The 17,565-nt window shown below is 67.2% G+C and carries 19 protein-coding genes and 1 pseudogene; 13 read left to right on the forward strand and 7 right to left on the reverse strand.

Going from position 1 to position 17,565, the window contains the following annotated elements:
• The first annotated feature begins 110 nt into the window (after positions 1 to 110).
• Both nrdR and ribD read left to right on the forward strand, forming a co-directional pair.
• A complete protein-coding gene (nrdR, locus tag C8N44_RS01595; RefSeq protein WP_107974397.1) occupies positions 111 to 587 on the forward strand; it encodes a transcriptional regulator NrdR in 477 nt (158 codons plus the stop codon).
• Positions 584 to 1,687, forward strand: a complete 1,104-nt coding sequence (gene ribD / locus C8N44_RS01600; RefSeq protein WP_280514069.1) for a bifunctional diaminohydroxyphosphoribosylaminopyrimidine deaminase/5-amino-6-(5-phosphoribosylamino)uracil reductase RibD — start codon at positions 584 to 586, stop codon at positions 1,685 to 1,687. The genes nrdR and ribD overlap by 4 nt, the downstream gene beginning before the upstream one ends.
• Before the next feature lie 232 nt (positions 1,688 to 1,919).
• Here ribD and C8N44_RS01605 read toward each other — a convergent pair whose 3' ends face one another.
• Positions 1,920 to 3,014, reverse strand: a complete 1,095-nt coding sequence (locus tag C8N44_RS01605; RefSeq protein ID WP_107974440.1) for a polysaccharide biosynthesis/export family protein — start codon at positions 3,012 to 3,014, stop codon at positions 1,920 to 1,922.
• Between the two features lie 375 nt (positions 3,015 to 3,389).
• Here C8N44_RS01605 and C8N44_RS01610 point away from each other — a divergent pair, with 375 nt between their 5' ends.
• Entirely contained in the window at positions 3,390 to 3,977 is a 588-nt protein-coding gene (locus C8N44_RS01610; protein ID WP_107974399.1) for a riboflavin synthase, read from the forward strand.
• Here the strand turns inward: C8N44_RS01610 and C8N44_RS01615 are convergent.
• The 5 genes from C8N44_RS01615 to C8N44_RS01635 form a co-directional block, all read right to left on the reverse strand.
• On the reverse strand, positions 3,970 to 5,112 hold the full coding sequence (locus C8N44_RS01615) for an MFS transporter (RefSeq protein ID WP_245412985.1): 1,143 nt from the start codon (positions 5,110 to 5,112) through the stop codon (positions 3,970 to 3,972). The genes C8N44_RS01610 and C8N44_RS01615 overlap by 8 nt on opposite strands.
• A 72-nt stretch (positions 5,113 to 5,184) precedes the next feature.
• Entirely contained in the window at positions 5,185 to 6,246 is a 1,062-nt protein-coding gene (locus C8N44_RS01620; protein WP_107974401.1) for a YeeE/YedE family protein, read from the reverse strand.
• A 78-nt stretch (positions 6,247 to 6,324) separates the two neighbouring features.
• On the reverse strand, positions 6,325 to 7,293 hold the full coding sequence (locus tag C8N44_RS01625) for a calcium/sodium antiporter (RefSeq protein ID WP_107974402.1): 969 nt from the start codon (positions 7,291 to 7,293) through the stop codon (positions 6,325 to 6,327).
• A gap of 100 nt (positions 7,294 to 7,393) precedes the next feature.
• A complete protein-coding gene (locus C8N44_RS01630) occupies positions 7,394 to 7,735 on the reverse strand; it encodes an ArsR/SmtB family transcription factor (RefSeq protein ID WP_107974403.1) in 342 nt (113 codons plus the stop codon).
• Positions 7,736 to 7,748: 13 nt separating this feature from the next.
• The gene (locus C8N44_RS01635) at positions 7,749 to 8,129 is read right to left on the reverse strand and encodes a thioredoxin domain-containing protein (RefSeq protein WP_107974404.1); all 381 of its coding nucleotides are present in this window, start codon (positions 8,127 to 8,129) and stop codon (positions 7,749 to 7,751) included.
• A 74-nt stretch (positions 8,130 to 8,203) separates the two neighbouring features.
• Here C8N44_RS01635 and C8N44_RS01640 point away from each other — a divergent pair, with 74 nt between their 5' ends.
• From C8N44_RS01640 to C8N44_RS01685, 10 genes are all read left to right on the forward strand, one after another.
• Positions 8,204 to 8,941 (forward strand): cytochrome c biogenesis CcdA family protein, encoded by a 738-nt coding sequence (locus C8N44_RS01640; RefSeq protein WP_107974405.1) that lies wholly within the window; start codon positions 8,204 to 8,206, stop codon positions 8,939 to 8,941.
• A gap of 17 nt (positions 8,942 to 8,958) precedes the next feature.
• Positions 8,959 to 9,537, forward strand: coding sequence for a thioredoxin family protein (locus tag C8N44_RS01645; protein WP_107974406.1), 579 nt, complete (start codon positions 8,959 to 8,961; stop codon positions 9,535 to 9,537).
• Between the two features lie 127 nt (positions 9,538 to 9,664).
• Positions 9,665 to 10,138 carry a sulfur oxidation c-type cytochrome SoxX gene (gene soxX / locus C8N44_RS01650; protein ID WP_107974407.1) on the forward strand — a complete coding sequence of 158 codons (474 nt, stop codon included), beginning with the start codon at positions 9,665 to 9,667 and terminating at the stop codon, positions 10,136 to 10,138.
• A gap of 23 nt (positions 10,139 to 10,161) precedes the next feature.
• The gene (gene soxY / locus C8N44_RS01655; RefSeq protein ID WP_107974408.1) at positions 10,162 to 10,578 is read left to right on the forward strand and encodes a thiosulfate oxidation carrier protein SoxY; all 417 of its coding nucleotides are present in this window, start codon (positions 10,162 to 10,164) and stop codon (positions 10,576 to 10,578) included.
• A gap of 19 nt (positions 10,579 to 10,597) precedes the next feature.
• Positions 10,598 to 10,927, forward strand: a complete 330-nt coding sequence (soxZ, locus tag C8N44_RS01660) for a thiosulfate oxidation carrier complex protein SoxZ (protein ID WP_107974409.1) — start codon at positions 10,598 to 10,600, stop codon at positions 10,925 to 10,927.
• A gap of 59 nt (positions 10,928 to 10,986) precedes the next feature.
• Positions 10,987 to 11,835 (forward strand): sulfur oxidation c-type cytochrome SoxA, encoded by an 849-nt coding sequence (soxA, locus tag C8N44_RS01665; protein ID WP_107974410.1) that lies wholly within the window; start codon positions 10,987 to 10,989, stop codon positions 11,833 to 11,835.
• 104 nt (positions 11,836 to 11,939) lie between these two features.
• Positions 11,940 to 13,637, forward strand: a complete 1,698-nt coding sequence (soxB, locus tag C8N44_RS01670) for a thiosulfohydrolase SoxB (RefSeq protein ID WP_107974411.1) — start codon at positions 11,940 to 11,942, stop codon at positions 13,635 to 13,637.
• A gap of 70 nt (positions 13,638 to 13,707) precedes the next feature.
• Positions 13,708 to 14,988 carry a sulfite dehydrogenase gene (soxC, locus tag C8N44_RS01675; protein ID WP_107974412.1) on the forward strand — a complete coding sequence of 427 codons (1,281 nt, stop codon included), beginning with the start codon at positions 13,708 to 13,710 and terminating at the stop codon, positions 14,986 to 14,988.
• Positions 14,972 to 16,177: a c-type cytochrome gene (locus C8N44_RS01680; protein ID WP_107974413.1), complete on the forward strand. Its 1,206-nt coding sequence runs from the start codon at positions 14,972 to 14,974 to the stop codon at positions 16,175 to 16,177. Before soxC ends, C8N44_RS01680 begins: the two co-directional genes overlap by 17 nt.
• 79 nt (positions 16,178 to 16,256) lie before the next feature.
• Positions 16,257 to 17,171 (forward strand): cation diffusion facilitator family transporter, encoded by a 915-nt coding sequence (locus tag C8N44_RS01685; protein ID WP_107974414.1) that lies wholly within the window; start codon positions 16,257 to 16,259, stop codon positions 17,169 to 17,171.
• Positions 17,172 to 17,474: 303 nt separating this feature from the next.
• On the opposite strand, the pseudogene C8N44_RS01690 reads toward C8N44_RS01685, so the two are convergent.
• A pseudogene (locus C8N44_RS01690) lies at positions 17,475 to 17,565 on the reverse strand (IS5/IS1182 family transposase); the annotation flags it as partial.

Here is a 17,565-nt window from a genome sequence, read left to right on the forward strand (position 1 = left end):
CGGCGTTATTTCACCCCTACCCAAATTATGGCGGCTCCCCTATAGTGGCTGTGGATAAGCGGGGGCCAACCCCGTGATGAGGCGGACTGCTAGCATCAAGGGGGACGGGAATGCGCTGCCCGTTTTGCGGAAATATCGATACGCAGGTGAAGGATTCCCGCCCTGCCGAGGATCACGTTTCGATCCGGCGGCGGCGGTTCTGCCCGGCCTGCGGCGGTCGCTTCACCACTTACGAACGGGTCCAGCTTCGTGACCTCGTGGTCATCAAGTCCAGCGGCCGGCGCGAGGATTTCGACCGCGACAAGCTCGAACGCTCGATCCGCATCGCGCTCCAGAAGCGCCCGATCGAACCCGAACGCGTCGATCAGATGATCTCCGGCATCGTCCGCAGGCTCGAAAGCATGGGCGAGACCGACATTCCCTCCAAGATGATCGGCGAGATCGTGATGGAGACGCTCGCCCGGATCGACACCGTCGCCTACGTGCGTTTTGCAAGCGTTTACAAGAACTTCCAGGCCGCAGATGATTTCGACCGCTTCGTGAGCGAGCTTCGCCCGGTCCCACAGGGAGCGCCGGTCGAGAAGTGACCTCCGAAGACGCCCGCCACATGGCCCACGCCCTCCGGCTGGGCCGGCGGGGCATGGGGCGCTGCTGGCCCAACCCTTCGGTGGGCTGCGTCATCGTCCGCGACGGCCGTGTGGTCGGCCGCGGGCACACAGCCCCCGGCGGTCGCCCGCATGCGGAACCCCAGGCGCTGGCCATGGCCGGAGAGGCGGCCCGCGGCGCCACCGCCTATGTCACGCTGGAACCCTGCTCTCATCACGGTCAGACGCCGCCCTGCGCCGACGCGCTGATCAAGGCAGGCATTGCCCGCGTTGTGGCCCCGATCGGTGACAGCGATCCTCGGGTCTCGGGGCGTGGCTTTGATCGGCTGCGCGCGGCCGGGGTCGTGGTCGAGACCGGCGTCCTCGCCGAGGAAGCCGCGCGCGATCACGCAGGTTTCTTCCTGCGGGTAAGGCGGGGCCGGCCCTTCGTGACCCTTAAGCTCGCCATGACCATCGACGGTCGCATCGCCACGGCCACCGGCGAAAGCCAGTGGATCACGGGGCCCGCGGCCCGCCGCAGTGTGCACGCCCTGCGCGCCAGCCATGATGCAGTGATGGTCGGGGCAGGGACCGCGCGCACCGATGACCCCTCGCTGACCGTGCGGGGCCTCGGCATGGGGCATCAGCCCCTGCGGATCGTCGTGTCGCGGCTGCTCGACGTGCCCCTGATGGGCAAGCTCGCCATGACGGCGGGCGAGGTGCCGCTCTGGCTCTGCCACGGAAGCGACGCGCCGCGCGAAAGGCGCAGCGCCTGGGAGGGGCTCGGCGCGCGGCTTTTCAGCTGCCCGGTCAGCGCGGGTCGTCTTGATCCGGCGGGTGTTCTCGGCGCGCTCGGAGAGGCGGGGCTGACACGTGTCTTCTGCGAAGGCGGCGGTCAGCTTGCCGCGGCGCTTCTCTCGGCGGACCTCGTCGACGAACTGCAGGTCTTCACGGCGGGGCTGGCTCTGGGCGCCGAAGGGCAGCCTGCCATCGGTGCGCTCGGCGTCGACCGTCTGGCCGAAGCCCCGCGTTTCGAGCTTGTGGATAACTCGGTGGATGGTGTGGACATCCGACATGTCTGGCGACGTACCACGCGCGGCTAAAATACATTCCGTAACAGTGTTTTGAGGGAATTGGTGCGCCGCGTTTATGACGCCGCGGAAGCCTGTGAGCGGAGCGCGAAAAAGCCTTCCGCGACAACCCGTTGTGTGGCGTCCTGTTAGCGCCGCCATCGGGTGGCGACGCTGCGGTAGTGTGCCCAGGTGGGCGCGAAGGAAAAGGCGCCGGGGCATCTCCTCCCCGGCGCCGGCCTGTCCCTCGTTTAGGCCAAGTTGACTATTCGCTGCCCAGCGTCCGCGCCGAATTGGTGACCCTGTCCACCGCGCCCAGCGATCCGGTCAGCGCGGCGATGACCTTGTTCCACTGCGCGAAGGGTGCCTCGGTCACGTAGAGCGTGTCACCGTCGCGCACGACGAAATCGCGCGCCACGAACATGCCGGTGGGCTCGGTCAGGTCCAACACGTAGACCATGCGCTGCGCCCCGTAGAGGTCGTTGCGCCCCATCACCTGGTTGGCGATGGCCTCTGGTTCGTTGCGGAAGACGAAGACACCCGTCGGGTCCGACGCCGACGTCCGCAGGCCGCCGACGGTGGCCAGCGCCTCGATGGCGCTCAGCGTCTGGGTTTCGAATGGCACGCGCGCCTGCCGCCCGGTGGCGCCGAGCACGGTGAAGGCGCGGGTGTCCTGTTCGACAAGGATGCGGTCGCCGCCGCGCAGCGCGATGTCGAGACCCGGGTGGTCGTAGAGATCCTCGAACCAGATCGTGTCGCGCCGGGCGCCCCGCATGACCGTGACCTGCGCCACCTCGGGCGAGATCGTGATGCCGCCCGCTTCGGCCAGCATCGTGGCAAGCGTTCGTGTCGGCCGCTCGATCGGGTAGACCCCTTGCTCGCCCACGGCACCGACAAGGCTGACCGTTGCGCCGTCGCCCGACAGCCGGCGGACCTGCACCTGCGGGTCCGGCGTCTGGTCGGCAAGCCGCTCGGTGATCACCCGGCGCAGCGCCTCGGGCGTATTGCCGGCGGCGCGGATGCGCCCGGCGTAGGGGATGAAGATGAAACCGGCGCCGTCCACCTGCACTTCTTCGAGCACGGTGGCATTGGCCTCGGGGGGTGACAGCAACCCGTCGTCGACGTTTTCCCAGACGGTCAGGCCCAGGCTGTCGCCGGGCCGGATCGTGTCGGATCCCAGGGGGCCGGCACGGAGGAAATCGTCGGAAAAGCCAAGCGCGGGCGCCACCGCCGTGGCCCGCGTCACGCGGTCGTTCACGGCCACGACAAAGGCATCGCCTTGCCGTTGGATCGACCCGGCGTAGATCTCTCGCTTGCTGGGCCCGAGACGCGGCAGACCGCACGATGCCACAATCGACATCGCGGCCACGATCGCCACCGTCCGCGCCCAACGGGTCGGGGGGGTACTCACTGCTCGCTCTCCTCGACCTGGTTCTTGTCTGCCTCGGTCGTGTTGTACCCGAAAGGATACATGGGCAGTGACGAAATGCCACCGCGGCGCGCCCCTGCGCCCCGCCGCAGCCCCGACTGTTGCCATGGCGCCGCGGTGCAAGGCCGCCGCAATGCACAGAAATCGCGCAATCTCGGACGGTCGGGAGACCATGGGCCATGGGTGTTGCGTCGCTCCGGGGGCGCAACTAAGGGTATGCGAAAGCGGGGTTTGTAGTTTTCCCACTTCCACGACATCTGAGCCGGCAGGCCGGCAGGCCGGCAGGCCGGCGGAAAAGGGCGGGACATGTTTACCGGGATCATCTCCGATATGGGCACCCTCCGCGGGATCGAGCGGCGCGGCGACATGCGGGCGCGCATCGGCACGTCCTACGACACCGACAGCATCGAGATCGGCGCCTCCATCGCCTGTGACGGGGTCTGCCTGACGGTGGTCGCGCTTGGCCAGGACTGGTTCGAGGTCGACGTCAGTGCCGAGACGCTCTCGCGCAGCAATCTCGACACATGGGCGACCGACCACCGCGTGAACCTCGAGCGGGCGCTCAAGGTAGGCGACGAACTTGGCGGCCACATCGTGTCGGGCCACGTCGATGGCGTGGCCGAGATCGTCGGCATGCACGAGGAGGGCGACAGCACCCGCGTCACCCTGCGCGCCCCCGAGGACCTTGCCCGTTTCATCGCGCAGAAGGGCTCGGTCGCGCTCAACGGAACCTCGCTTACGGTGAACGAGGTCGAGGGCCTGGAATTCGGGATCAACTTCATACCGCACACCAAGGCGGTCACGACATGGGGCAAGGCCTCGGTCGGCGACCACGTGAATCTCGAGATCGACACGCTTGCCCGCTACGTGGCGCGCCTGCACGAGTTCAGCTGAGCCGCCTGCGGCGCGCCAGCCAGAGGTGCAGTGCCACGCCCCCGGCGTAGCAGGCCCCGAGGAATGTCAGCGCGCCGGGCAGGCCCCCCAGCGCCAGCACACCCAGCAGGACGGGCGTCCCGGCCAAGTTGCCGAGGTTGCCCATCTGCGCCACCGCCCCGTTCGACAGCGCCCGCGCCGAGAGGTCCCGGTTGAGCTGCGGAATCGCGGCAAAGCTTCCCGCTTGGACCAGCGAGAGCACGGCAAACAACGCGATCCAGGGCAGGGGGCTTGCCGGGGCAAGTGCGATCGCCGCCACCCCGAGCGCGGCCAGCGCAAATCCCGCGATCACCACCGGCACCGCGGGCACACGGCGCAGCAGGGCCGCCACCAGCGTCAGCGACATGACGATGCCGACGAGGGGCAGGGCGGTCGCCAGCCAGCCGGCATCGCGCGCGAGCCTCGGCAGCAAGGTCAGGACTGACACGAAGGTCAGCGTGTAGCACAGCCACCCCAGAGCCGGCGCCGCGATGAAGGGCGAGCGGTATACCGCGACATGCCGCGCCGCGATCTCGCGCACCCCGAGCGGCTCCTCCGAATGCGTCCGGGCCGGGGGCAGGACAAAGGGCACGACAGCTGCCAGCACCGCCATGACGCCCGCGTGAAGCCAGAGGGCCAGGGCGGGCCCGTGAACCTCCGCAAGCGGCGTCACGAAATAGGCGAAGAGGGCGAACCCCGTGCCGAAGAAGGTGCTCCAGAGCGACATGGCCACGGGCCGTTCGCGGTCACCGGTGATCTCGGCGATCAGCGTGGGGGCCGCAACCACGATGGCCAGATGCGCCGCGCCCTCGACAAGGCGGCTCAGCATCAGTAGCGGCATGGCGGGCAATGTCGCCTGAAAGGCCGACAGCACGGCGCCAAGCACCAGCCCCGCCACAAGCACCCGGCGAAATCCGATCCGCGCGACGATCATGCCTGCGACCAGCCCGAGCGCCACGCCTAAGAAGCTGATCAGAGACACGGCAAAGCCGAGCTGCCCTGCCGCCTCACCGTAGAAACTCTCCAGCCCGGCGAACCCGCTCGACAGCTTGGCGAACTGCCCCGCGGCGCCGAGCCCTGTGGCGTAGAGCAGCAGAACCTGCCCCCAGGTTTTCATGGAAGATGACATGCCGCCCCGTGCCTTCGCGTGCCGCGCGACACTGGCCAAAGGCGCTGCGCGCCGCAACCGCTATTCGGCAGGCAGGAACCCGGCGATCAGCTGGCGCAGTCCCAGCGCCGCGCCTGCGAAGATCGCGGCCAGCGTCACCGGCCCCGAAAAGGCAAGCAGCGAAAAGGCCGACAGCCCCTGTCCGACCGAACAGCCCACCGCGATGACGGCGCCGCCGCCCATGAGCGCCGCGCCGACGATCTGGCGGCGCAGCTCGCGCGGGTCCTCGCAGGCTTCCCAACGAAAGTGGCCCTTGATGAGCGAGCCGAGGAAGGCGCCGCACCAGACGCCCGCAACGGACCCCACGGCAAAGGACAGAGGCCGGGCCGAGCCGGTCATCCACCACAGCACCGAGTCCCCCAGCGGGGCGGCAAAGCTGTGCGACACCGGCGACAGCCCGGCAAAGCCGGTGCGTGCGACGTAAGCGGTGCCCGCCCAGCCGATCACCACGCCGAGGCCCACGGCAGCGGCCCAGAAGATCTGCATCGGCCGCGTCCATAGCGCCCTGCAGGCCAGCGAGACGGCCAGCAAAGCGCCGCCAACGGCAAGGCCCACCGCAGTCACCGGCAGGCCCGTCAAGTCGGACATCCGGTGCGCAACGCCCGGCACGGCCTCACCCGGAAGCAGCGCCTCCTGCGGAAAGGCCCAGGCCCGCAGCGGTGCCAGCGGCCCCGACAGCACGACGTAGGTGGAGACGGCCATGACCAGCACGATCACGAAGCTGCGCAGATCCCCGCCGCCCAGCCGCGCCACCGCGCCGAAACCGCAGGTCCCCGCCAGCGCCATGCCGTAGCCGAAGATCAGCCCTCCCAGCACGGACGCCGCGGGCAGCCATCGGATCGACAGGTAATGCACGTCCTCCATCGGCAGCAGCCCGGCGGCGGCCAGCGCGAAGCTGCCGCAGATCGCCACGCCAAGTGCCACGCCCCACATGCGCAGCCGCAGCGTGGAGCCGCCGTAAAGCGCGTCCTCGATCGCGCCGAGCGTGCAGAACCGCCCCATCCGAGCGGCAAGGCCAAGCAGCACGCCGCCGGCCAGCCCCGTCAGGGCGACAAGATGATGCTCGCTGAGAAGCTGCAACATGGCCGGGCCTCCTCCCTTCCCGGTATGTGCAGGTCAGTCTGCTGAAATATTCGCATCCTTGCAAGCGTCAGTCGGGGCTCAGGGCCAGATCCACCAGACATACCCGGCGTAGCCGGCGAGAAGCAGCGCGCCTTCGGCACGGGAAATGCGCAGCCCGGTGGCGGCCAGCGCCACCAGCAGCATGGTCACCGCCAGCATCAGCGGCGCGTCGAAGCGCGCGATCTGGTCGGGCACCGGCCCCGGCGCGATCAGCGCCGTCGCGCCCGAGATGCCGAGGACGTTGTAGATATTGGAACCCACGATATTGCCGAAGGCCACCTCGCCCTGCCGCTTCAGCCCCGCGATGATCGAGGTGACAAGCTCGGGCAGGGAGGTGCCCACCGCCACCACGGTCAGGCCGATCACGGCCTCGGAAATGCCAAGCCCCTCGGCCAGCGATACCGCACCGCTTACCAGGAAACGCCCGCCGAAGACGACGAGGGCCAGCCCCGCCAGCGCGATGAGGAGCGCTCCCGCGCCACCGCCACCCCGGCCGAACCCGGGCGCGGCGCCTTCAAGCGCGCTCTGCTTGTCCGCTGCGGCGCCGTGGCCCGCGTTGCCGGCGCTCTCCTGCCGGAACGCCAACCACAGGTAGCCCGCCAGCGCCGCCACGAAGACCGCGCCCACAAGCCGCCCGGCGGGCAGGAACAGCGCGACCAGTACGAAGACCAGCGCGGTGGCGATCATGACCCCGCCGTCCCGCTTCAGCGCGGTGGAGCTCATCGCGACCGGAAACAGAAGCGCCGCCACCCCACCGATCAGCAGCACGTTGGCGATGTTGGAGCCGACGACGTTGCCGTAAGCGATGCCCGGCGCCCCCGAAAGCCCGGCCTGTACGGAGGTGACAAGCTCGGGCGTGGAGGTGCCGAAGCCCACCAGCGTCAGCCCGATCACCAGGGGCGAGACGCCCAGTCTGGTGGCCAGCTTGACCGCGCCCCTGACCAGCAGGTCGCCGCCCGCGATAAGCAGGATCATCCCGCCAAGCAGCGGGCCCCAAGTTTCGAACATTTCTGAATTTCCTTTCGCGCCTTGCCGGAATGTCGATCCGGCGCACGCGATTTCAATCACCTGGCGCGGAATTTTCTGCGCCGGGGATCGGACCGAGACCTCAGGGCTGGTCGTCGGCGCAGAACAGCTCGTAGACGCATTCCAGCATCTTGCGCGGGCGGTCGTCGGCGAGCCGGTAGTAGATCGTCTTGCCCTCCCGCCGTGGCACCACCAGCCCCTCCAGCCGCAGCCGCGACAACTGCTGGCTCACCGCCGCCTGCCGTGCCGACAGCAGCGTCTCGAGCTCCGTCACCGACTTCTCGCCGGTCACGAGATGGCACAGGATCATCAGCCGTCCCTCGTGGCTGATCGCCTTGAGAAAGGCCGAGGCCGCGGTCGCCTTCTCGACGATGCGGTCGAGCTCTTCCTCGGAAATGTCGTCGCTCAGCGCAGGCAGGGGCATCGGCGTGTCTCCGTCAAGCGCCGGGGCGGAAATCGGTCCGCTCCTCGAGCAGCTTGGTGAAAAGGGGCCAGAAGAAATCCTGCCCCGGGTAACCTTCCAGCCGGCCGATCTCTTCCCCGTCCTCGACAAGGATGAAGGTCGGCGTGAAATTCACCTTACGGTCATAGCTGACCCCGTCCGGTGGACCCATATGCAGGTCCGCGCGTTCCAGCGGGGCAAACGCGCCTTCCTCGGTATTGGGGTAGGCCGGGGCGATCTCGTCGTTCCAGGCGGCGCAGTAGGCGCATCCCGGCTGCTCGACCATGATGAGTCGAACGTCCGAGGCAACCCCTGCCACCGGCAGCGCGAAGAGTGCGGCCAGCAGGGCCGCGATAAAGAAACGAAGACGTGTCATGGTGCACCGATTGACTGTCACGCATCGGACTACGTAATCTGAATATGTGAATTGATCAAGGAAAGGCGGTCGGGTTGCTCGAAATTTCTTTCGCAGGCGCGGCATTTGCGGGGCTTTTGAGCTTCTTCACGCCCTGCATCCTGCCCATGGTGCCCTTCTACCTGTCCTACATGGCGGGCATCTCCATGACCGAACTGCGCGGCGAGGACGACATCCCGCCCGGCGCCGCCCGCCGCCTCGTGACCTCATCGGTGCTTTTCGCAGCAGGCGTGACCACGGTCTTCGTGCTGCTGGGCATGGGCGCCACCGCCGTCGGCCGCGCCTTCGCCGACTGGCAGCAACCGCTCTCCTACGCCGCCGCGGCGCTGCTCTTCGTCTTCGGGCTGCACTTCCTCGGCGTGATCCGCGTGCCGCTCCTCTACCGCGAGGCGCGCATCGAAAGCACGGCGGAACCCAGCACCCTGCTGGGCGCCTACCTCACCGGCCTTGCCTTCGGCTTCGGCTGGACGCCCTGCGTCGGCCCGGCGCTCGCCTCGATCCTGATGATCGCCAGCGGCATGGGCGACGTCACCCGCGGCGGGCTGCTGCTGCTGGTCTACGGGATCGGCATGACCGCGCCCTTCATCGTCGCCGCCTTCTTCGCGCGACCGTTCCTCTCGTGGTCGGCCCGCAACCGCTCGAAACTCCAGTACGCGGAAAAGGCCATGGGCGTCATGCTCATCGTCTTCGCGCTGCTCATTGCCACAAATACAGTCAACATCATCGCTCAGTGGATGCTCGACACCTTCCCGGGGTGGACCTCGCTGAGCTGACAGGGGAGGAAAGACACATGAAGTTTCTGATCACGGCGGCCCTCGCGGGCCTCATGACGCTGCCCGCAGCGGCGCAGGAAATCGGCGACGACGGGCTGCACAAGCAGCCCTGGATGCGGACCACCTTCAAGGACCTACAAGAGGACCTCGAAGAGGCCAACGCCGAGGACAAGCGACTCGTGCTCTTCTTCGAACAGCGGGGCTGCATCTACTGCCGCCAGATGCACGAAGAGGTCTTCAGCGATCCGAAGGTCTCGGACTACATTGAGGAAAACTACTTCGTGGTGCAGCTCAACCTGCACGGCGATACCGAGGTCACGGACTTCGACGGCGAGGCGCTGTCGGAAAAGGCCATGGCCCGGAAATGGCGTATTCTTTTCACGCCGACGCTGGTGTTCATGCCAGAAGAGGTGCCCGAGGATCAAAGCGCTGCCGAGGCCGCCGTTGCGACGATGCCGGGCGCTTTCGGCAAGGGCACGACCATCGACATGTTCACATGGGTGGCGGAAAAGCGCTATGACATGGACAACGGAGAAGACTTCCAGCGCTACCATGCGCGACGGATCCAGGAACGCGACAACGGGCGGACAGACTGACAGGGGTTCGGAACAACCAATTCGAATCCATGAATTTGTTGTTGCCTGAACACCCCCGACTGGCCTACGGTATACGTCGAAGGCGCAAGCAGGGCCCCCGGCGGTCAGCAAGCCCTAGGGAGGAAACATGAGAAGAACAGCAATCTGCACGGCGGCGCTGCTGGCCGCGAGCGCGGCAACGGCTGAACCGGTCGAGCCCACAAGTGTCAGCTACGGCGAATACGGTGCCGTAGAAACCTCGCTCAGCGGCAATCCAGGCGATCCCGACAGGGGCCGCGAGGTGTTTTCGACCAAGAGCATGGGCAATTGCGTGTCCTGCCACCAGGTCAGTGGCCTCGACGTGCCCTTCCAGGGCGAGGTGGGGCCTATGCTCGACTTCGTCGGCGAATACCGCACGCCGGCCGAGTTGCGCGGGATCGTGGCAAACGCCAAGAACACGTTCCCCGAAACCGTGATGCCCTCTTTCTACAAGACCACCGGCTTCATACGTCCGGGTGACGGCTTCACCGGCAAGGCCGCCGAGGAACCCCTCCCGCCGCTGCTGAGCGCGCAGGAGATCGAGGACCTGGTCGCCTTCCTCATGACGCTCAAGGACACCTGAGCCCCAGAACAGGAGTGCACGACATGCAATTCACACGACGCGAAACGCTCGCCCTCGGGGCCGGTGCCGCGCTGATGACGGTCCTGCCCTACCGCGCCAACGCCGCGGTCGAGGACTTCGTCAACGAGTTCACCGGCGGGGCCGAAGTGGCCGAGGGCGGGGTCGACCTGATCGCGCCCGAGATCGCCGAGAACGGCAACACCGTTCCGATCGAGGTCGCCGCCGAGGGCGCCTCCGCCATCATGGTGCTGGCCGCGGGCAACCCGACGCCGCCGGTCGCCACCTTCAATTTCGGCCCGCTGGCAGGTGCCAGCCGCGCCGCAACCCGCATCCGCCTGGCCCAGACGCAGGACGTGATCGCCATCGCCAAGCTGGCGGACGGCAGCTTCGCGCGCACCTCGTCGCTCGTGAAGGTCACCATCGGCGGCTGCGGCGGCTAAGAGAACAGGAGACAGGAACATGGCATCTGGTGTCAGACCCCGCGTGAAGGTCCCCCGCAGCGCATCCGCCGGCGAGACCATCACCATCAAGACCCTCATCAGTCACCAAATGGAATCCGGCCAGCGCAAGGATTCCGACGGCAACACGATCCCGCGGTCGATCATCAACCGCTTCGTGGTCGACTTCAACGGCGAGAACGTGCTCGACGTGAAGATGGAACCGGCGATCTCGACCAACCCCTACTTCGAGTTCGAGGCCAAGGTGCCCGAAAGCGGGGACTTCCACTTCACCTGGTATGACGACGACGGCTCCGTCTACGAGGACACGCAAACCATCGAGGTGAGCTGATCGCCCGCCGGGCTGCCGCCGACCCGCGCGGCAGCCTCGCCAAGAGGGAGGAAACGATAATGAAACGCATGGCACTCACGGCGGCGATCGCGCTGCTGGCGGCACCCGCGCTCGCCGGCGGTGCAGACGACGACACCCTCGTCGTCAACGGCGAAATCGAGATGACCACCAAGGCCGACGCGCCCGACCATCTCGAGGGCGCGCTGGATCAGGTCATCTCGGGCTGGCACTTCCGCTCGGACGAGACCCAGCAACTTCAGACCGACGACTTCGAAAACCAGGGCATGATCTTCGTCGACGCCGCCTACGACGCCTGGAACACCGTCGAAGGCACCGAGGAGAAAAGCTGCGCCTCCTGCCACGACAGCCCCGAGGACAGCATGGAAGGCGTCCGCGCCGTCTATCCCAAGTGGAACGAGGAGGCGGGCGAAGTCCGCACGCTCGCCCAGCAGATCAACGCCTGCCGGACCGAGCGCATGGGCGCCGAACCCTACGGCTACACCAGCGGCGAAATGGCCAACATGGAGGCGCTGATCTCGGTCCAGTCGCGCGGCATGCCCATGAACGTCGCCATCGACGGCCCGGTGCGCGAGACATGGGAACAGGGCAAGGAGATGTACTACACCCGCTACGGTCAGCTCGAACTGGCCTGCGCCTCCTGCCACGAGCAGAACTACGGCAACTACATCCGTGCCGACCACCTGAGCCAAGGCCAGACTAACGGCTTTCCGGTCTACCGGCTGAAGAACGCCAAGCTCAACACGACCCACGCCCGCTTCAAGGGCTGCGTGCGCGACACCCGCGCCGAGACCTTCCAGCCCGGCAGCCCCGAATTCGTGGCGCTCGAACTCTATGTCGCCTCGCGCGGCAACGGGCTCAGCGTCGAGGCGCCGTCGGTCCGCAACTGATCCATCGCGCCCCGCGCGGGTCCTCCCGCGCGGGGTCTTTCAGACCTGAATAATTCACACATGCGCATATTTGTGACGTGCGCGAGGAAAGGCAGAGGCGACCCATGATCTCCAGACGCGACTTCCTGCAGGTTTCCATGGCGGCCTCCGCGGCGCTGGGCGCAAGCGGCTTCGGCAACTGGTCCCGCCTCGCCGCGCAGCAGGCGCTCACCCAGGATCAGCTCCTGGAATTCGACACCTTCGGGAACGTCTCGCTGATCCACGTCACCGACATCCACGCGCAGCTCAAGCCGATCTACTTCCGCGAGCCATCCGTAAACATCGGCGTCGGCCCCAACCGGGGCGAGGTGCCCCATGTCACCGGCGCCGACTTCCGCCGCCTCTACGGGATCGACGATGGCTCGCCCTCGCACTACGCGCTCACTTCGGGGGATTTCGCGGCGCTGGCGCAGGCCTACGGCCGCGTCGGCGGCATGGACCGTGTGGCCACCGTCGTGAACGCCATCCGCGCCGACCGCCCCGACGCGCTCCTGCTCGACGGCGGTGACACCTGGCACGGCTCCTACACCTGCCACCACACGCAAGGGCAGGACATGGTCAACGTCATGAACGCGCTGAAGCCCGACGCCATGACCTTCCACTGGGAATTCACCCTCGGGCAGGACCGCGTGCGCGAACTGGTCGAGGGACTGCCCTTTGACGCGCTTGGCCAGAACATCTTCGACGCCATGTGGGACGAACCCGCCGAGCGGTTCAAACCCTACGAGTTCTACGAACGCGGCGGCGTGAAGATCGCCGTCATCGGCCAGGCCTTCCCCTACCTGCCCATCGCCAACCCCGGCTGGATGTTCCCGGACTACACCTTCGGGATCCGCGACCGCCACATGCAGGAGATGGTCGATGAGGTCCGCGCCCAGGGCGCCGAACTGGTCGTCTGCCTTAGCCACAACGGCTTCGACGTGGACAAGAAGATGGCGGGCCAGGTCTCGGGCATCGACGTGATCCTGACCGGCCACACCCACGACGCGCTCCCCGAACCCGTGCTCGTGGGCGACACGATCCTCATCGCCTCCGGCTCCAACGGCAAGTTCGTCAGCCGCGTGGATCTCGACGTGCGCGACGGGCAGATGATGGGCTTCCGCCACAAGCTCATCCCGATCTTCTCGGACGTGATCGCCCCCGACCCCGAGATGACGCGCCTCATCGACGAACAGCGCGCCCCCTATATCGACCAGCTGACCGAGGTCATCGGCGAAACCGAGGGCACGCTCTACCGCCGTGGCAATTTCAACGGCACCTGGGACGATCTCATCTGCGATGCGCTCATGTCCGAACGCGACGCGCAGATCGCCCTGTCGCCGGGCGTGCGCTGGGGCCCCTCGCTGATCCCCGGCGACAAGATCACACGCGAGGACATCTGGAACGTCACCTCCATGTCCTACGGCGAAGCCTACCGGAACGAGATGACGGGCGAATTCCTCAAGGTCGTGCTCGAGGACGTGGCCGACAACATCTTCAACCCCGACCCCTACTACCAGCAGGGCGGCGACATGGTCCGCACCGGGGGGCTCGGCTACCGCATCGACGTGCGCGCCGAACAGGGCAGCCGGATCTCGGACATGGTGCTGCTCGAGACGGGCGAACCCATCGACCCCGCCGCGACCTACGTGGTCGCCGGCTGGGCCAGCGTGAACGAGGGGACCGAGGGCCCGATGATCTGGGACGTGGTGGAAAACCACATCCGGCAGCAGGGCACGATCCGGACCGACGTGAACACGGATGTGGAGGTGGAGGGCGCCTGAGGGCGCCCGCCAAAAAATTTTCATCATATCATTCACATAGATGAATGTCGTGATTTGAAGGGAGGCAAACATGGCAGACGAGCAAGGCAGGCACCCCAGCCGCCGCGCGTTCCTGACCAGCGCCGCGGCCCTCGGGGCCGGGGCCGGGCTGGCGGGGGCTGCGCGGGCGAACGGACCCGACCCGCTCATCACGGAGGTGCAGGACTGGGCCAGGGGCTTCGGCGAAGGTGTCGACGCCACGCCCTATGGTCTGCCCATCCGGTTCGAGCACGACGTGATCCGCCGCAACGTGGAATGGCTGACGGCCGATACCATCAGCTCGATCAACTTCACGCCGATCCACGCGCTCGACGGCACCATCACGCCACAGGGCTGTGCCTTCGAGCGGCACCACTCCGGCGCGATCGAACTAGCCAAGCCCGACTACCGCCTCATGGTGAACGGCCTCGTCGATAAACCGCTCGTCTTCACCTACGCCGACCTCGAACGCTTCCCGCGCGAAAACCACGTCTACTTCTGCGAATGCGCTGCCAACAGCGGCATGGAATGGGCCGGTGCGCAGCTCAACGGCGCGCAGTTCACCCACGGCATGATCCACAACATGGAATACACTGGCGTGCCCCTGCGCGCCCTCCTGCAAGAGGCCGGTCTCGGCCCGGCCGGCGACCTTTCTGACAAGTGGGTCTTCGTCGAGGGCGCGGATGCCAGCTCCAACGGACGTTCCATCCCCATGGAAAAGGCGCTCGACGACGTGCTCGTCGCCTTCAAGGCCAACGGCGAGGCGCTACGCAAGGAACACGGCTACCCCGTGCGCCTCGTGGTCCCCGGCTGGGAGGGCAACATGTGGGTCAAATGGCTCCGCCGGATCGAGGTGATGGACGGCCCCGTGGAAAGCCGCGAGGAGACCAGCAAGTACACCGATGTGCTTGCAGACGGCACCGCCCGCAAATGGACCTGGGTGATGGATGCGAAATCCGTCATCACCTCGCCCAGCCCGCAAAGCCCGATCACCCACGGCCCCGGCCCGCTGGTCATCACCGGGCTTGCGTGGTCCGGCCACGGCGCGATCCGCCGCGTCGATGTCTCCACCGATGGCGGCATCAGCTGGCAGACCGCGCGGCTGTCCCGCGAGGGCGAATCCAAGGCGCTCAGCCGCTTCTACCTCGACATTGACTGGGACGGCTCCGAGATGCTGCTGCAAAGCCGCGCCATGGACGACACCGGCTACGTCCAGCCCACCAAGGACCAGCTGCGCGAGGTGCGGGGCCTCAACTCCGTTTACCACAACAACGGCATCCAGACCTGGCACGTGAAAACCAGCGGGGAGGCGGAAAATGTCGAAGTCTCTTAAAATCTACGCCGCCACGGCGCTCGGCATCGGCCTCACCCTGACGCTCTCCGTCATGCTCGCCGAGCGCAATATCGCGCCCATGCCGGAAGACCCGCCGCTGCTGGGCCGGCTTCCTGATCCGGCACCCGCCAGCCCCGCGCCACCCCCCGAAAGCGGCCTGATCGCCGCCGCACATGCAGACGAGGCGGGCGAAAGCGCCACCTTCGGCATCGGCCGCGAGGCGCTGCCCGAGGAACTGGCCGCCTGGGATCTCGACGTGAGCCCCGACGGCACCGGCCTGCCCGAGGGCTCGGGCGACGTGGCCACGGGCGAAGAGCTCTTCGTCGAACGCTGCGCCGCCTGCCACGGCGACTTTGCCGAGGGCGTCGGCAACTGGCCCGCGCTCGCGGGCGGCGAGGGCACGCTCGCGGACGAGGACCCGGTCAAGACGGTGGGCAGCTACTGGCCCTACCTCTCGACCGCTTGGGACTACGTTCACCGCTCCATGCCCTTCGGCAACGCGCAGACCCTCACCGCGGACGAGACTTACGCCATCACGGCCTACATCCTCTATTCCAACTGGATCGTGGAAGAGGATTTCACCCTCAGCCGAGACACCTTCGACGAGGTCGAGATGCCCAACGCCGACGGCTTCATCGTCGATGACCGCCCTGAAACGGAATACGCCAAGTGGCGCGCCGAGCCCTGCATGGAAGCCTGCAAGGACGGCGTCGAGATCATCCGCCGCGCCACCAGCCTGAACGTGACACCCGAGGACGATTTCGACGTGAATCCTGTCACGGGAGGGGCGTTCGAAGCCGCCAGCGCGTCTGTGCCGGAACCCGAACCGGAGACTGCGCCCGAGGCGACCTCCGACCCCGAACCCGAGGCCGGCCCCGATCCCGCGCTCGTGGCCGAGGGCGAAAAGGTCTTCCGCCAGTGCAAGGCCTGCCACCAGGTGGGCGAGGGCGCGGCCAACCGCGTCGGCCCCCATCTCAACGGCATCCTAGGGCGTGACATCGCCGCCGCCGAGGGCTTCCGCTACTCCGGCGCGATGGAGGACATGGAGGGCACCTGGGACGACGACCGCCTGGCCGAGTTCCTCGCCGACCCGCGTGGCACGGTGCGCGGCACCCGCATGGCCTTCGCCGGGCTGCGGGACGAGGCTGACATCGAGGCGGTCATCGCCTACCTGCACGGCTTCGAGTGATCCCGCAGCCTTGAAACCGGGGGGCGCGACACTCCGCGCCCCTTGACCTTCCCGCGGGGCAGGGTCCAACTCTGACCCCATGCCGCACGGTCATCATCACCACCATCACCACGACGCCGAGGGCGGGGACGGCAAGCTCGCCGCCGCCGTGGGCGTGAACATGCTGCTCACCGTCGCGCAGGTGATCGGCGGCATCGTCTCGGGCAGCCTCGCCATGATCGCCGACGCGCTGCACAACTTCTCCGACGCCGCCAGCCTCGTCATCGCCGCCGCCGCCCGCCGCATCGCCCGCAGGCCCGCCGACGACGACATGACCTTCGGCTATGCAAGGGCCGAGCTTGTGGCCGCGCTCATCAACCTCACCACGCTGATCGTCATCGGCCTCTACCTGCTCTACGAGGCCGTCTTCCGCCTGATCGAGCCCGAGCCGGTGACCGGCTGGCTGATCATAGTGATCGCCGCCGTGGCGCTGGCCGTCGACCTCGCCACCGCCGCGCTCACCTGGGCCATGTCGAAGGACAGCGTGAACATCCGCGCGGCCTTCCTGCACAACCTCGCCGACGCCATGGGCTCGCTCGCGGTCATCGTCGCGGGGCTGCTCATCATGTGGTTCGACTGGATGTGGGTCGATCCCGTCGCCACCCTCGGCATCGCCGGCTACATCCTCTGGATGGCCTTCACCGAGATCGGCGGCGTCATCCGCATCCTCATGCTGGGAAGCCCCCCGGACCTTGCCCCCGACCACGTCATCGCCACCGCCGAGGCCGTGCCCGGCGTGAAGGGCATGCACCACGCCCACCTCTGGCAGCTCGACGAACACCGCCGCATGCTCGAGGCGCACATCGTCATCGCCGCCGGCGAATGGGGCGAGGCCGACGCCATCAAGCAGGCCGTCAAGGCCGAGATCGAGGGCGTCCACGGCATCGGCCACGTCACGCTCGAGATGGAATGCGCGGGTCACGAATGCCCCCACGCGCGGGCCGTCGGGCACTAGTCCGGCGCCAACGCATCCCGCCAACCCGATGGACCAGGAACCATAGGGCAGAGCGCGCGATCAGGCCGACCGGGATTGACGACAATCCACGCTCGCTCATGCCGCACCACCTGGCCCGGACCACAGCGAGGATCAGAAGCCCTGCTGCCTCTTTCATGGTTTGATAAACACCATCGGGTAAGATCCACTCCACAATGGCATCCGTTTGGCGTGCAATCTTTGGGGGTGCCCTCACCGGGAATTGCGTCAAAGTTGTGTGCAGGCGATACGCCGTCGTGACTGTGCCACCCCGGAATCATTAGGTCATGTTGACAAATGGCGTAGCCAGAGGCGGATCGACGTGATGTCGACGAAGCCCAGGAAGCTCTCTGCGGTCTTGTCGTATCGGGTTGCG

This window comes from Allosediminivita pacifica (assembly GCF_003054175.1).
GTDB classification, from domain to species: Bacteria; Pseudomonadota; Alphaproteobacteria; order Rhodobacterales; family Rhodobacteraceae; genus Allosediminivita; species Allosediminivita pacifica.

Coding starts and splice junctions, on each gene's coding strand:
- C8N44_RS01685 (WP_107974414.1), top strand. CDS start 16,257: ATGCCGCACGGTCATCATCACCACCATCACCACGACGCCGAGGGCGGG.
- soxY (WP_107974408.1), top strand. CDS start 10,162: ATGCAATTCACACGACGCGAAACGCTCGCCCTCGGGGCCGGTGCCGCG.
- C8N44_RS01630 (WP_107974403.1), bottom strand. CDS start 7,735: ATGCCCCTGCCTGCGCTGAGCGACGACATTTCCGAGGAAGAGCTCGAC.
- C8N44_RS01615 (WP_245412985.1), bottom strand. CDS start 5,112: ATGAAAACCTGGGGGCAGGTTCTGCTGCTCTACGCCACAGGGCTCGGC.
- nrdR (WP_107974397.1), top strand. CDS start 111: ATGCGCTGCCCGTTTTGCGGAAATATCGATACGCAGGTGAAGGATTCC.
- C8N44_RS01625 (WP_107974402.1), bottom strand. CDS start 7,293: ATGTTCGAAACTTGGGGCCCGCTGCTTGGCGGGATGATCCTGCTTATC.
- soxC (WP_107974412.1), top strand. CDS start 13,708: ATGGCAGACGAGCAAGGCAGGCACCCCAGCCGCCGCGCGTTCCTGACC.
- C8N44_RS01635 (WP_107974404.1), bottom strand. CDS start 8,129: ATGACACGTCTTCGTTTCTTTATCGCGGCCCTGCTGGCCGCACTCTTC.
- soxB (WP_107974411.1), top strand. CDS start 11,940: ATGATCTCCAGACGCGACTTCCTGCAGGTTTCCATGGCGGCCTCCGCG.
- C8N44_RS01605 (WP_107974440.1), bottom strand. CDS start 3,014: ATGTCGATTGTGGCATCGTGCGGTCTGCCGCGTCTCGGGCCCAGCAAG.
- soxX (WP_107974407.1), top strand. CDS start 9,665: ATGAGAAGAACAGCAATCTGCACGGCGGCGCTGCTGGCCGCGAGCGCG.
- soxZ (WP_107974409.1), top strand. CDS start 10,598: ATGGCATCTGGTGTCAGACCCCGCGTGAAGGTCCCCCGCAGCGCATCC.
- soxA (WP_107974410.1), top strand. CDS start 10,987: ATGAAACGCATGGCACTCACGGCGGCGATCGCGCTGCTGGCGGCACCC.
- C8N44_RS01645 (WP_107974406.1), top strand. CDS start 8,959: ATGAAGTTTCTGATCACGGCGGCCCTCGCGGGCCTCATGACGCTGCCC.
- C8N44_RS01680 (WP_107974413.1), top strand. CDS start 14,972: ATGTCGAAGTCTCTTAAAATCTACGCCGCCACGGCGCTCGGCATCGGC.
- C8N44_RS01610 (WP_107974399.1), top strand. CDS start 3,390: ATGTTTACCGGGATCATCTCCGATATGGGCACCCTCCGCGGGATCGAG.
- C8N44_RS01620 (WP_107974401.1), bottom strand. CDS start 6,246: ATGTTGCAGCTTCTCAGCGAGCATCATCTTGTCGCCCTGACGGGGCTG.